Source organism: Bacillus sp. UNC69MF, from assembly GCF_000746035.1.
In the GTDB taxonomy this organism is placed as follows: domain Bacteria; phylum Bacillota; class Bacilli; order Bacillales; family Bacillaceae; genus Bacillus; species Bacillus velezensis.
Map to the genome: position 1 here is coordinate 161,137 of NZ_JQKM01000003.1, position 13,850 is coordinate 174,986.

The 13,850-nt window shown below is 45.6% G+C and carries 13 protein-coding genes and 3 riboswitches; of the genes, 7 read left to right on the forward strand and 6 right to left on the reverse strand.

The genetic code is table 11. From position 1 onward, the window contains the following. Nucleotides 1–95: 95 nt before the first annotated feature. Nucleotides 96–770, forward strand: coding sequence for a DUF3298 and DUF4163 domain-containing protein (locus tag BR62_RS0100765; RefSeq protein ID WP_007407777.1), 675 nt, complete (start codon nucleotides 96–98; stop codon nucleotides 768–770). Nucleotides 771–815: 45 nt separating this feature from the next. Here BR62_RS0100765 and BR62_RS0100770 read toward each other — a convergent pair whose 3' ends face one another. Then, nucleotides 816–2,009 carry a NupC/NupG family nucleoside CNT transporter gene (locus BR62_RS0100770; RefSeq protein WP_007407776.1) on the reverse strand — a complete coding sequence of 398 codons (1,194 nt, stop codon included), beginning with the start codon at nucleotides 2,007–2,009 and terminating at the stop codon, nucleotides 816–818. 139 nt (nucleotides 2,010–2,148) lie between these two features. Continuing rightward, nucleotides 2,149–2,249, reverse strand: a riboswitch (purine riboswitch). Between the two features lie 362 nt (nucleotides 2,250–2,611). Between BR62_RS0100770 and BR62_RS0100775 the strand changes: the two genes are divergently transcribed. Then, nucleotides 2,612–3,493, forward strand: coding sequence for a methyltransferase domain-containing protein (locus BR62_RS0100775; RefSeq protein ID WP_020958043.1), 882 nt, complete (start codon nucleotides 2,612–2,614; stop codon nucleotides 3,491–3,493). A gap of 34 nt (nucleotides 3,494–3,527) precedes the next feature. On the opposite strand, the gene BR62_RS0100780 is transcribed toward BR62_RS0100775, so the two are convergent. From BR62_RS0100780 to pepT, 4 genes are all read right to left on the reverse strand, one after another. Continuing rightward, nucleotides 3,528–4,664: a 5-methyltetrahydropteroyltriglutamate--homocysteine S-methyltransferase gene (locus BR62_RS0100780; protein ID WP_015418525.1), complete on the reverse strand. Its 1,137-nt coding sequence runs from the start codon at nucleotides 4,662–4,664 to the stop codon at nucleotides 3,528–3,530. 78 nt (nucleotides 4,665–4,742) lie between these two features. Further along, nucleotides 4,743–4,829: riboswitch (SAM riboswitch) on the reverse strand. Nucleotides 4,830–4,913: 84 nt separating this feature from the next. Next, the gene (locus BR62_RS0100785; protein ID WP_022553977.1) at nucleotides 4,914–5,390 is read right to left on the reverse strand and encodes an LURP-one-related/scramblase family protein; all 477 of its coding nucleotides are present in this window, start codon (nucleotides 5,388–5,390) and stop codon (nucleotides 4,914–4,916) included. A gap of 103 nt (nucleotides 5,391–5,493) precedes the next feature. After that, complete coding sequence (locus tag BR62_RS19650) at nucleotides 5,494–5,661, reverse strand: hypothetical protein (protein ID WP_164833845.1); 168 nt, start codon at nucleotides 5,659–5,661, stop codon at nucleotides 5,494–5,496. 576 nt (nucleotides 5,662–6,237) lie between these two features. Continuing rightward, a complete protein-coding gene (gene pepT / locus BR62_RS0100790; protein WP_020958041.1) occupies nucleotides 6,238–7,470 on the reverse strand; it encodes a peptidase T in 1,233 nt (410 codons plus the stop codon). Between the two features lie 210 nt (nucleotides 7,471–7,680). Between pepT and galE the strand changes: the two genes are divergently transcribed. Then, on the forward strand, nucleotides 7,681–8,697 hold the full coding sequence (gene galE, locus BR62_RS0100795) for a UDP-glucose 4-epimerase GalE (RefSeq protein WP_032869362.1): 1,017 nt from the start codon (nucleotides 7,681–7,683) through the stop codon (nucleotides 8,695–8,697). Nucleotides 8,698–8,742: 45 nt separating this feature from the next. On the opposite strand, the gene BR62_RS0100800 is transcribed toward galE, so the two are convergent. Continuing rightward, nucleotides 8,743–9,282, reverse strand: coding sequence for a DUF4352 domain-containing protein (locus BR62_RS0100800; protein ID WP_120655388.1), 540 nt, complete (start codon nucleotides 9,280–9,282; stop codon nucleotides 8,743–8,745). 346 nt (nucleotides 9,283–9,628) lie between these two features. Then, nucleotides 9,629–9,729: riboswitch (guanidine-I (ykkC/yxkD leader) on the forward strand. Between the two features lie 65 nt (nucleotides 9,730–9,794). Between BR62_RS0100800 and BR62_RS0100810 the strand changes: the two genes are divergently transcribed. The 4 genes from BR62_RS0100810 to BR62_RS0100825 all read left to right on the forward strand — a co-directional run bounded on the left by BR62_RS0100810 (nucleotide 9,795) and on the right by BR62_RS0100825 (nucleotide 13,850). Next, nucleotides 9,795–10,631, forward strand: coding sequence for a YitT family protein (locus BR62_RS0100810; protein WP_003150818.1), 837 nt, complete (start codon nucleotides 9,795–9,797; stop codon nucleotides 10,629–10,631). A gap of 166 nt (nucleotides 10,632–10,797) precedes the next feature. Next, complete coding sequence (locus BR62_RS0100815; protein WP_032867864.1) at nucleotides 10,798–11,691, forward strand: PucR family transcriptional regulator; 894 nt, start codon at nucleotides 10,798–10,800, stop codon at nucleotides 11,689–11,691. A gap of 116 nt (nucleotides 11,692–11,807) precedes the next feature. Next, nucleotides 11,808–12,908 (forward strand): ABC transporter ATP-binding protein, encoded by a 1,101-nt coding sequence (locus BR62_RS0100820; RefSeq protein ID WP_017418599.1) that lies wholly within the window; start codon nucleotides 11,808–11,810, stop codon nucleotides 12,906–12,908. Between the two features lie 99 nt (nucleotides 12,909–13,007). Further along, nucleotides 13,008–13,850 (forward strand): polysaccharide deacetylase family protein, encoded by an 843-nt coding sequence (locus BR62_RS0100825; RefSeq protein WP_032869364.1) that lies wholly within the window; start codon nucleotides 13,008–13,010, stop codon nucleotides 13,848–13,850.

Below are 13,850 nucleotides of genomic sequence, written 5' to 3' on the forward strand. Positions count from 1 at the left end.
TGAAAGAAGGCCCAGAAACAATTTGCTGATCCGCGCTGTCTATAGAGTGTAACCCGTTTTCAAAAAGGGAACGGTAATGAAAAGGAGGAGTTGTGATGAAAAAGGCATTCAAAATGATGGCGGCTGTGCTCTTAACCGTGCTGACAGCCGCGCCGTTCGGAGGTTTCGCGCCTTCAGCCGAGGCCGCGCAAACTGCAAAGCCCGTTGTCAAAAGCCATACGTATAAGCATGTAAAACAGCTGACATACCCCGAGGTCACAAATACGGGAAACGCATCTTTTGAAAAGAAAGTCAATCAGGACTTCAAGCGCTATATTGAACAATCGTACAAAGAATATGTGAAAAACAAAAAAGACGGTGAAAAACAAGGCTACAAAGCGGAATACCAAACAGATTTTAAGGTGAAGTATAATCAAGACGGCAAGCTCAGCATTCAGACGGAAGACTACAGTTACACAGGCGGCGCACACGGGCTGACATCCGTTCAGACCTTTAATTACGACCTGGCCGCGAAAAAACGGGTCACACTCGATAATGTGCTGAATACAAAAACGAAAGCTAACAAAACGAGAGACTATCTTTACGGCTACATCAAGAAACATGACGATCTGTTCGATCAGGACGTCAAAAAACAAGAGATCATCCTGAATAATGAAAGACCTTTTTTCTTTACGAAAAACGGCATTGCCGTTGTGTTCGGACAATATGATCTCGGGCCGTACGCGGCAGGAATCCGGGACGTTTTCGTACCTGCATCCGTCTATCAATAAAAAAAAGCGATATCACTCCAAAACGGAGCGGTATCGCTTTTTCTATTACCAGACAAACAATCCGACAATCGCCGCGCTCAATAAGGAAACGGCAATTCCGCTGACAAGCAGCTTCCAGACGTTTTTTCCGATGATGGCTGATTTTTCACCATCAAGCAGAGATTGATAAGATCCGTAGATCATACCGATGGTGCTGAAGTTTGCGAATGATGTCAGGAATGTCGTAGCCACGGCAATCGTGTGCGGCGGAAGTGAATTCAGCTGCCCTTTCAGATCGGCCATTGCCACAAATTCATTCGTCGCGAGCTTGATGCCCATCAGCTGTGCGACATACATCGCGTCATGTACGCCTAATCCGAGAAGGAAGGCAAACGGACTGAAGATGTATGAGAAAATCTTTTGAATGGTCAACCCGTGCATGAACAGCCCGAGTACGCCGTTTAACGCGGCCGTTAACGCCACATAGCCGATTACCATCGCTAAAATGACAATGACCATGTTCATGCCGACAAGCATACTGTTAGAAATCGTGGAGAAGAAGTCTTTTTTCTCCGCTTTTGAAGGAACGTAAATAATATCATCCTCTTTAGAAACGTCCACGGGATTCAGCATATTGGCGATTAAAAGCGCGTTTAAGCAATTCAGCGGGATGGCTGTAAACACATAAGTGGACGGAACCATCGTCAAGTATGATCCGATGATCGAGCCGCTGATGCTGCTCATGCTCATCAGCCCGAATGTCAAAAGCCGATTGTTGCTGACGGCGGCAAGCTGCTGGCGGATGACGGCTAAAGCTTCCGTATTTCCTAAAAACATCATCTGGATGGAGAAAAAGCTCTCCAGCTTCGGCAGACGGGATATTTTAGAAATCAGCCAGCCGATTTTATCAATGAGCCACGGCAGAATACCGAAATACGACAGCATATCAAAGAAGGTCACGACGAAGATAATCGGCAGCAATGCGCTGAAGAAAAAATCAACCGTCGGGTTCGCCATGACAGACGGAAAAGCGAACGCAATCCCTTGACTGGCGCAGGAAATCAGCCATGTAAAGAACGCGCCGATCTTCCCGATGACAAAGCCGCCGACTTTTGTCCCTAACATAAACCAAGTAATCAGAAACTCAAAGACGAGGAGCATGACAATCGGACGCCATTTAATCTTCTTCTTGTTGGGAGAACATAAGAAAACAACAGCCATGACAACAATGAGACCGACAATGTTCAATAAAAAGTACATGTGAGCAACTCCTATAAGGGTATTATGGAAATAAAAAAAGCTCTTATTCGTCACAAATTCCTGAAAGCCAGAAAGTGTGATAAATAAGAGCCAAAAGAAAAGAATAGACTGACAGCATCATATGCTTTTCACTCGTTCAAATTTATGCAAACTTTCTTGTAGTCTAGTCTTTTACGGCACTAGGTAGAAACAATCAGACCATATTACTGATCATATACAAGAATAACGATATTACATGAGATAGCAGTATTTTATCGTTTCAATTTTTGAAAATCAACCTTTTTAGATATTTTCAAAATAATAAATTTATATTATAAATAAAGAAAATAAAGGATGTGCATAAGTAATTGGATAATAAAGGTATAAAAAACCCCTGAAAACCGTTCCGATTCATTGTAAAGACGGGATGCAGCTGATAAAATGGATCTGAGGGCACAGCCTTCAAAAGACGGCAGAAAAGGGGTCATTTTCGTGATCATCCAGTTCATTCGTTACAGATAATGAGAGGTATAGATGAATAGGTTAAACCTTCCGATTTGGCGAGGTTTATTTGTCTATGCCTTTTTCATTTCATCGGAATAACGAATGAATGAGGTGTTTTTTTGACGTCTATAAAAAGAAAACGCGCGGAATTACTGCAATCATGCCAGTCCGTGTTCAGGTGTCCGCTATGCCGGTCGGCCATGGCGGTCTCACAATACCGAAGCTTGATTTGCGGACAGGGGCATACATTTGATATATCAAAACAAGGATATGTGAATTTCCTCAATAAATCGGTCAAAACCCGCTATGACAGGCAACTGTTCGAAGCGAGACGCGAGCTTTTTGACAGCCGGGAATTTTTTGCGCCGGTTCAAAAGGAGATTGCCGCCATCATCACCCATATTCAATCTCCGCAAACATCAGCGGCGATATTGGATGCGGGGTGCGGAGAAGGGTCTCATTTAGCCGCCGTATGCAAATGGCTTCAGCCTGCTTTTTCCGTGACGGGAATCGGCATTGATCTCTCGAAAGAAGGTGTGCTGCATGCCGCAAAGGCCTTCGGGAATCATATGGTTTTTGCCGTCGCTGATGTGGCGGATGCGCCGTTTGCCGACAGCTGTTTTGATGTCGTGATGTCTGTTTTATCACCTTGGAATTACAAGGAATGCAGCAGGCTTTTACGAAAGGGCGGCACAGTCATTAAAGCGGTGCCGCGGCGTGATTATTTGAAGGAAGTAAGGGAATTCTTCTTCGGAGACAGCCCTCGGCTGAATGACACCGCCGATTCTGCGGCCGGACGATTCCAAGCGGGCTTTCAAACCTTTGAGCGCAAACGGCTGTGTTACACAAAGACCTTAGCGCAGCCTGACCTCGAGCGGCTTGTGAAAATGACGCCCTTAACATGGAAATGTACTGATGACAGCATCCAGCGGTTTATCAGCCGGAAAGAGGCTGCTGTCACGATAGATATCGATATTTTAATCGGAACCGGTCTGCTGTAAAACGGAAAAGACACGCTAATCGCGTGTCTTTTTTTTATTTCCAGACTTCTCCGGCAATGTTGACGACATGGCGCAGTTTCGCCCATTGCTGTTCTTCTGTGATCAGGTTTCCTTCCTCAGTGGAGGCGAATCCGCATTGCGGGCTGAGGCAAAGCTGGTCCAGGCTGACATATTGTGAAGCTTCTTCAATCCGGCGTTTAATCGCGTCCTTGTCTTCAAGTTCGCCGTGTTTCGACGTAATCAAACCAAGCACAAGCTGAAGATCAGAGCGTTTGACATAACGGAGCGGTTCAAAGCCGCCGGAGCGGGAATCATCATATTCCAGGAACAATCCGTCAAGGTCAAGCCCGTCAAAAATCGTTTCAGCCGCTGCATCATAGCCGCCTTCAGCCGTCCATGTGGATTGGAAGTTGCCGCGGCAGATATGCATCGTAACCTTCAAATCGTCAGGGCGATCCTTGATGGCGTCATTAATGGAAGCGGCAAACAGCTTACGCAGCTCATCCGGCGTCGTGCCGAAAGCTTCAATCTGACGAAGCCCCGCTTCTGATAAGAAAACGGCCCATGCGGTGTCATCGAGCTGAAGGTAGCGGCACCCGGCGTCATAGAAAGCTTGAATCGCTTTTTTATACGCTTTTGACACATCGTGCTGAAATTGTTTGTAATCATTCTGGTAGGACGCTTTTTCCAATTTTCCGCGGAAAAACAGCATATTCGGACTTGGGATGGTCATTTTCGGAACAGCATCGCCGGCAATGCTGTGCAGGAATTTATAATCTTCGAGCATCGGATGCTGAGAAAAATCAATGTCTCCCGTTACTTTAATGCCGCGCGCTTTCGTCTGTACGTTGTGAAACTGAATGCCGCTTTCAGGCGTAAACGCTTCGACGCCGTCTAAATTTTCGAGAAAATCAAAATGCCACCAGGCCCGTCGGAATTCGCCGTCAGTCACGACATTGAGGCCGGTTTCTTTCTGCTTTTTCACACTGCGGATGATTTCTTTGTTTTCGATTTCGCGCAGCTGTTCTGCCGAAATCTCACCCGCCGCTCTTTGCAGGCGGGCTTGCTTCACAGCCGCCGGCCGCAGCAGGCTTCCGACCTGATCCGCGCGAAACGGCGGGTTTTTTCTTAGAAGCGTATGCAATGGTTGTTCTGTGTTTTGCTGTGACATGAACGATTCCTTCTTTCCTGATGAAATATAAAAAAACTCTTCCCTCGGATAGGGAAGAGCTTGCGTCCGCAAATCTCAACCTTATCTTCAGGATTTAGCACCATTCTGCTGAACAGCGGTTGCCGGGTATCATAGGGCCAGTCCCTCCACCTCTCTTGATAAGGAAATATGCTATTTTTCAGAATAAACTGTAATACTATTAATCTTAGTATGTTTTCTCATATTGTCAATATATTTCGATAAATATTTTTATTTGTCACCCTCAAATAGAATCATATCTATCACAATGGCGATCGCGAGACAAAGAACGATATCCTCTTCCTTTTCAATCTGCAAATGATAGGAATCGCCCCAGCTCATCCATGATTTGGTGACAGTCATCCGGTTTGATTTTCCGTCTGTCACTTGAAAATTCCGGCCCCACACATCGCCGGTAAGATCCCAGCCGAGTCCGGAAATTTCAAATTTCGGTTTGAAAAGCGTGACTTTCTTGATGACTTGGCAGACGGGTTTGCCGCTGACGGAAATCTCGTAACGGGGAACGAGCGACATCAGTTTCTGGTTGACGCTGGCGAGCGTGCGGCCGTCCAAATCAGTGAGTTTCAGTTCATCACCGAATGAAAACAGCTTTCCTTCAACATTGTAGACTTCTTTTCCGCTTTCAAGAAACACTTGAAAACGATTCTTAAACGTAAACATTCGCTCTTTGATGTAAAAATGGTACATAAAAAAACTCCTTTTTTATGTTGTACGAAAAAAGGAGGCGGTTGGTTTCATATCGGCCGGGTGCATTAAAAAAAGGCTGCCGATTTTGCGGCAGCTGTCGTTTTTATGATATCGGCATCCGGCGTTTTTGACGGATCGCATTTAAATCAATGATGTTATTCGTGTCGGCAGCTGTCACCAGCGGGCTTGTCTTTGGCGTTTTCCGGCGGTTGTCCTTACTGAAAGAGAAAACAAGATACCCTGTCAAAGCAGCAAAAATAAGTAGCATCATTTTACATACCTCCCAAAAAAAGTTTTGGTATTATTATTGTACGAAAAAACAAACGAAAAGTATTCAAACAATTGTCACTTTTTTAAAAAATAACGTCATTTTCCGTAAAAATGACTATGGGTTGAAGAAATTTTGCTCTTGTTGTGGTTCTATAGATTGTATCGGCTGATGAATGATGATCGTTTATATAACTTTTTCACTATTTTTTGTAAGCATCAAATTAACTACTTCGTTGTTTTCGTTTGCCCTGTGTTATTCAGTACCCTAAAAAATCTTATAATATGCAAAATAACTGCTTCTAACAGATGACTGCAGGATGACAGCGCTTTCTTTATTTTTTTAAAGAAAACGAGATGTTATCTTAAAAAAATCGTTTGAACATTTTCCGCAGCTTTTTAAAAGGGTTTGATTTCGTCTCCAGAACACGCGGGTCTTTTAAAGTTTTTTTCAATTCTTTCGCTACAGTCCCTCTTGCCATAGTCTTCACTCCTTCTTTCCATTTCATACCTTATATACGGAAAGAAAGAAGGAAAGGTTTCATGTGAAAGAAAAAAACCAAAGCAGGGGGCTTTGGTTTTAAGCGCGCTCTTCAAAGAGCCTGGCGATTTCAACAATGACGTTTACCGCCTTTTCCATATGATCGACGGAAATGTATTCATATTTTCCGTGGAAGTTTTGGCCGCCCGTGAAAATGTTCGGTGTCGGCAGCCCCATGTAAGAGAGCTGTGATCCGTCGGTTCCGCCCCGGATCGGTTCGATAATCGGTTCGATATCGAGGTTTTTCATGGCTTGATAGGCGACATCGACTATCTCTTTGACCGGTTCGATTTTTTCTCTCATGTTGTAATATTGATCACGCAGTTCAAGCTTGATGCTTTCGTTGCCGTATTTGGCCGCCAGCGCATCGGCGGTTTTCTGCATATATTCTTTTCGTTCTGCAAAGCGGTCTCTGTCAAAGTCTCTGATGATGTACGACAGGGCGGCTTCAGAAACGTCTCCGTTCATGGAAAGTAAATGATAGAAGCCTTCATACCCTTCCGTATATTCCGGCGCTTCTTCTTTCGGCAGCGCGTGATGAAATTCCATCGCGATTTTTGAAGCGTTGACCATTTTGTCTTTCGCCGTTCCCGGGTGGACGCTTTTTCCGTAACAAGTAAGCTTTGCGGCGGCTGCGTTAAAGCTTTCATATTGCAGTTCGCCGAGGGGGCCTCCGTCTATCGTGTAGGCGAATGCCGCGTTGAAGCGGCCGACATCGAATTTGTGAGGGCCTCTGCCAATTTCTTCATCGGGCGTGAACGCGACCCGGATCGTTCCGTGTTTGATGTCCGGATGTTTGATCAAGTACGCCATTGCCGTCATGATTTCGGCAATGCCCGCTTTGTTGTCGGCTCCGAGCAGCGTCGTGCCGTCTGTTGTGATCAGCGTCTGGCCTTTATAGCGGGAGAGCTCCGGGAATTGCTCAGGCGACAGGACGACATTGAGTTTGTCATTTAAAACGATATCATGTCCGTCGTAGCTCTCAATAATCTGAGGATTCACATTTTTTCCGGTAAAATCAGTCGCGGTGTCCACGTGAGCCAGAAAACCGACAGTCGGCACGTCTTTATCCGTATTTGCCGGCAGAGTCGCCATGACGTACCCATTGTCATCGACTGTGATTTCTGTCATGCCGATCGACTTTAATTCATCTGCCAGCATGTTGGCCAATGTCAGCTGGCCGGGGGTTGAAGGGCAGTTTTCATTGTTTTCGTCAGACTGTGTATCGACTTTTACGTAAGAGGTAAAGCGTTCAATGATTTCTTTTTTCATACCGTCATCTCCTTTGTCTTATCTTACCATGCGCGGGGGAGGGATTTCTATTTCACAACCCGTTTGAATCGAGGGCTCTGTGTATTACGCGAATGAAAACAAATTATGAAGAAACGATGACTAAACGATTAAACTTTTTGGAAATGGATGATTGAGGAAGAAAAAACCGATATAATATGGTCAATTCATTCAATAGGGGAGGCTTTCTTCATGGCGATTTTAGTGACAGGCGGAGCGGGTTATATCGGAAGCCACACATGTGTCGAGCTGTTAAACGGCGGCTATGACATCGTGGTTCTGGATAATCTGTCAAATAGTTCACCGGAAGCATTGGAGCGTGTGAAAGACATTACCGGAAAAGGGCTTGTGTTTTATGAAGCGGATCTCCTTGACCGTGACGCCGTTCACCGGGTGTTTGCTGAAAATGAGATTGAAGCCGTCATTCATTTTGCGGGATTAAAAGCCGTCGGTGAGTCTGTGGCTGTTCCGCTCCGTTATTATCATAATAATCTGACGGGAACGTTTATTTTATGTGAAGCCATGCAGGCACACGGCGTGAAAAAAATCGTCTTCAGTTCTTCAGCGACGGTTTACGGCGTTCCGGAAACAACGCCGATCACTGAGGATTTTCCTTTAAGCGCCACGAATCCTTACGGGCAGACAAAGCTGATGCTGGAACAGATTTTACGCGATCTGCATAAAGCGGACTCTGAATGGAGCATTGCGCTGCTCCGCTACTTTAATCCGTTCGGCGCGCACCCGAGCGGGCGGATCGGAGAAGACCCGAACGGCATCCCGAATAATTTAATGCCGTACGTCGCACAAGTCGCTGTCGGCAAGCTTGAGCAATTGCAGGTGTTCGGCAATGATTATCCGACAAAGGACGGCACCGGCGTGCGGGATTACATCCATGTCGTTGACCTTGCCGAGGGCCACGTCAGAGCGCTTGAAAAGGTGCTGGACACAACGGGCGCCGACGCCTATAATCTCGGCACGGGAAGAGGCTACAGCGTTCTTGAGATGGTCAAGGCGTTTGAAAAAGTATCAGGAAAAGAAGTGCCGTACCGTTTTGCCGCCCGGCGCCCGGGAGACATCGCCGCATGCTTCGCAGACCCGGCAAAAGCGAAGGCTGAATTAGGCTGGGAAGCAAAGCGCGGGCTTGAAGAAATGTGCGCCGACTCTTGGAAGTGGCAGTCCTCCAATGTGAACGGGTACCAAAAGGTGTAAAAAGAAAGAGACCTTCAAATGGTGAAGGTCTCTTTTATACGGTCATTATTTAATTTTCACTTCAACATCGTTGCTGAATTTAATTTTCCAAGTACCTTTAGAGTATGCGTTTTTATCAACTTCAAAGGCTTTTACGTCAGTAACTTTAATGTTCGGGTTCAAGTCACTTAAAATTTTACTGTTGTCTACTTTTGTTTCTGTTGCATAGCTTGAAGAAGCATCAATATCTGAATCATAGGATGTTCCTTTAGAATCTACTAATTTCGCTCTTGGAATGGAGAAAGAGCTTAACGGCTTGTTTGAAACATTTTTAACTGTGTATTGAACAGCTACGATAACGCCGCCGTCAGATGCTTTTTTCTCGACAAATTGAGAGCCTACTGAATCTCTTTTTTCCACTTTGGTAACAGTAACTTCTGTTTTTTCAGTCTTAACAGTGTCACCGATGTTATACAGTTTTTCCTTGGATTCCGCAGCTTTTGAAGACGCGGTTTTAGATGATGAAGATCCGCCTCCGCCGCCGATGTTTACGAGAATGATAATAACCACTACTGCCAGAAGCAATGTGATAATTTTATGTCTCATAAAAAAGTTTCTCTGATCTTTACCGCAGTTTGGGCATTTTTTAACGCCTTTAGCGATTTCTTTGCCGCATGCCTTACAAGACACCAGGTTGCCTGCCATAATATTTCCTCCTATGTAAACTATTTCTTGAAAACTACATACTATAATGCCTGTAAAATAACCTATAGTCAATGATATTTTGAGAAAAAAAGTATTTTAATGATTTTTTAGTCACGTATTTTAAGGGCCTTTTTTAGTATCGGCAGATCGTTCGAATTTTTTATACGTTTATGGAAAAAAGAGTGGTTGAACATGTTCGTGATTTCCCGTATAATCTTGAAAGATATACAAAAACTGAACATAAAAAACAGTGGTTTTCTAGGGTTCCGCAATGCTGAATTGGTCTGGACCGAGAGAAAACACACAGCAGGTCCTGCTGTGACACGTTGGGATAAAAGCCCGGGAGTTTCTGCTCTTTTAATGAAGAGTGCTCTCCCGGGCTTTTTTGATTTTATATAAAGGGAGTGTCTGGGATGAAAAAGAGATTGCTGGATGTGCTGATGCTGATTATTGGGGCTTTTATCTTTGCTTTGGCCGTTAATTTATTCGCCATTCCGAATGATCTTGGAGAGGGCGGGGTAACGGGAATCACCCTGATCTTGTACTATGTGTTTGAATGGTCGCCCGGGGTGACGAATATCATTTTGAACGGAATCTTATTGATTATCGGATATAAATTTTTAGACGGAAAAACAACGCTTTATACGATCATTACCGTTGTCGCCAATTCACTGTTTCTGCATCTGACGCATGATTGGCACTCGCCTTCACATGAACTCATTATTAATACTATTTTTGCGGGTGTGTTTGCCGGTGTCGGAATCGGGATCATTATTCGAGTCGGAGGCACGACTGCGGGTTCTGCCATTTTGGCGAGGATTGCGAACAAATATCTCGATTGGAATATCAGCTATGCGCTTTTGTTCTTTGATCTGATTGTCGTCTTCAGTTCTTATTTCATCATCGGTGCAGAAAAAATGATGTTTACCATTGTCATGCTGTACATCGGAACGAAGGTGATGGACTTTATCATTGAAGGCCTGAATACGAAAAAAGCGGTGACGATTATATCTGAGCATAAGCACGAAATCGCTGAACAGGTCAACACGCTTATGGACAGAGGGGTCACGCTGCTGTCGGGTAAAGGAAATTACACGGGGCAGTCGAAGGAAATTTTATATATCGTCATCCAGAAACAAGAGCTTTCCATGCTCAAAAAAATTATTAAAAGCTGTGATACAAAAGCGTTTGTCATTGTTCATGATGTGCGTGACGTCTTTGGTGAAGGCTTCGTCGATATCTCTAAATAAAAAGGATCCCTCTGCCGGCGCGGAGGGTTTTTTTCTTATGCCGGCAGAAGCTGTTATGATCCGTTTCCCGGGAAATAGCCTGAAAGCTGTTTCTTAAAACGAAGTGGATACAATCGGCCGGACGTTTTATACTGAAAATATGATAGAGCGATAGAGAGGAGCGCATATGAACCCGTTATTGGCAATTTACCCGAGGGCTGTGTTGTCTGATAAGTGCTGTACGGCGGAGGATGTCTTTTGCTTTTATGATGAGAAAAGGCGGGTCTATGTCGCCATTCCGAAGGAGGATATCACCCCGAAGGAGAAACTGCTTCTGGAATCACTTTTGACGCCCGCTGAAGAAAAAGGCGATTTTTTTCCGGAGACGGCGGCAGCAAAGAGGTGGCGGCGTTTTCTGCTGGAAGAAGGCCCGGTGCCTGATGTCAAGGAGCCGCGTGTCCGTTTTATCCATTATGACTTATTGGGAGAACGGGACTGGGGGGCATTTACGGAAGCGCTGCGCCATTTCTGGCCGGTTTCATATACAGTTGTCCGGACGGGAAGGGATCAGGGCGTGATTGTGGAGGAAGAAAAGCTGGAAGCGCCAGATTCGGATGACATCGCATCTTTTGTGAAGATTCTCGAAGGCGATTTTTATTTCAGTGTCCGTTTTTTCATCGGAAGGTATTACGGCGCGGGAGAACGTCTGCGCCTTCATTATCGGAGAGAACAGCAATATTGTCAGATTGGCCGGCGTCATCTCCCGCAGCTGAGCACGCTGACCGCGGAAACGGTATTTCCGGCTATGCTCATGGAAGAAAGCAGAGAAAAGCTCTCAGCCTTGCTTCACGAAGAAGCGGTGCTGCTGTTTCAGAAAGAACCGGAGCTGAAGCATACGATTCAGACTTTTATTGAACATAACTCGAACATGTCGCTCACATCGAAAAGACTGCATTTGCACCGCAACAGTCTTCAATATCGGATTGATAAATTTGCGGAACGCTCGGGTATTGATATTAAGACATATCGGGGCGCCCTGCTGGCTTATTTCATTTGTCTGCAGTATGAAAAATCACATTAAATGGGAAATGTGCACGAAGGCAGCGGACTTTTTTTATGAACATTGCCTATATCCGCCGCCGTCTGACGCTGTTACAATCCTATTAAAGAAAGCGTTTACAAAAAGGGGGAGATGACATGGCGGAACTTCGGCTGGAGCATATTTATAAGTATTACGATCAAAAAGAAGCGGCTGTCGATGATTTTAACCTTCATATTAAAGATAAAGAGTTTATTGTGTTTGTCGGTCCGTCGGGGTGCGGCAAGTCGACAACATTACGGATGGTTGCCGGGCTGGAAGACATTACGAAGGGCGATTTCTATATCGGTGACACGAGAGTGAATGACATCGCTCCTAAAGACAGGGATATCGCCATGGTGTTTCAAAACTATGCGTTATATCCGCACATGACGGTCTATGATAATATCGCTTTCGGTCTGAAGCTGAGGAAGATGCCGAAACCTGAGATAAAAAAACGGGTCGAAGAAGCGGCGAAAATGCTTGGGCTCACAGAGTATCTGCACCGCAAACCGAAGGCGCTCTCCGGCGGGCAGCGGCAGCGGGTTGCATTAGGCCGGGCGATTGTCAGGGACGCCAAAGTGTTTTTAATGGATGAGCCGCTGTCAAATCTGGACGCAAAGCTTCGGGTGCAGATGCGGGCAGAAATTATTAAGCTGCATCAAAGGCTGCAAACAACCACAATCTATGTGACGCACGACCAAACAGAAGCACTGACGATGGCGACACGCATCGTCGTCATGAAGGACGGAAAAATTCAGCAGATCGGCACACCGAAAGACGTGTATGAACATCCCGAAAACGTATTTGTCGGCGGGTTTATCGGCTCCCCAGCGATGAACTTTTTCAAAGGAAAGCTGACGGACGGCGCCATTCAGATCGGTTCAGCCGCTCTCAGCGTGCCGGAAGGGAAAATGAAAATGCTCCGGGAAAAAGGGTATGCCGGCAAAGATGTTATCTTCGGCATCCGTCCGGAAGACATACATGATGAGCTGATTGTGGTAGAATCCTATAAGAATTCATCCATCACAGCTAAAATCAATGTCGCGGAATTGCTCGGGTCAGAAATTATGGTTTATTCCCGGATCGGGGATCAGGATTTTATCGCCCGGATTGACGCCCGCCATGACATTCATGCCGGTGAAGAATTGACCGTCGCTTTCGACATGAATAAAGCTCACTTTTTTGACAGTGAAACAGAAATCAGAATCCGCTCATAACGCAAAGCCGGACAGCTGGATGTCCGGCTTTTTTGATGTAACAATTTATGACGCATAACCGATATAAAAAGTAAATAGAAGACAGAAAGCAGGAAAACGATGAAACGCATGATCATGTGCATGTGCCTTTTGGCTGCCGTGTTTACGCTTGCCGCCTGCTCGGGTCATGAGGCAAGCGCCGAACAAAGGATTTCGAAGGCAGAAGCGCACCACGATAAAAAGTCTGTAAAGAGGCAAATCAAAAAAGAGCCGGATACGTCCGCCTGGGTTCAAACGAAAGGAACGGCAAGACTGCCGATTCTGATGTACCACAGCATTTCAGAGGGAAACAGCCTGCGTGTGCCGAAGGAAGAATTCCGGCAGCATATGAAGTGGCTTCATGATCACGGCTATTATACGATGACTCCTGAAGAAGCCTATCTGATGCTGACGGAGGATAAGGAGCCGCGTGAAAAATGTGTTCTGATCACATTTGATGACGGCTATACCGACAATGTGAAAGCGGCCTATCCCATTTTAAAGAAATACAAGATGAAAGCGACAATCTTTATGATCGGAAACTTTATCGGGCATAAGAATCATCTGACTGAGAAGCAGATGAAGGAGATGGCCGCCCACGGCATTTCCATTCAGAGCCATACGATGAACCATCTCGAATTGAACGGGCTCACACCGCAGCAGCAGCGACGTGAAATGAAGGACTCTAAGCGTTTATTTGATCAAATGTTCGGGCAGCGGACGTCTATGATCAGCTACCCAGTCGGACGATATAATAAGGAAACATTAAAAGCCGCCGCCGCGTCAGGCTACCGTATGGCGGTTACGACGGAGCCGGGAGCGGCGTCAAGAGATCAGGGGCTTTACGGGCTTCACCGCGTCCGTGTGTCGCCGGGCATGTCCGGCGCGGCATTCGGCTCTTATATTCAAAATGTGATGAAATAA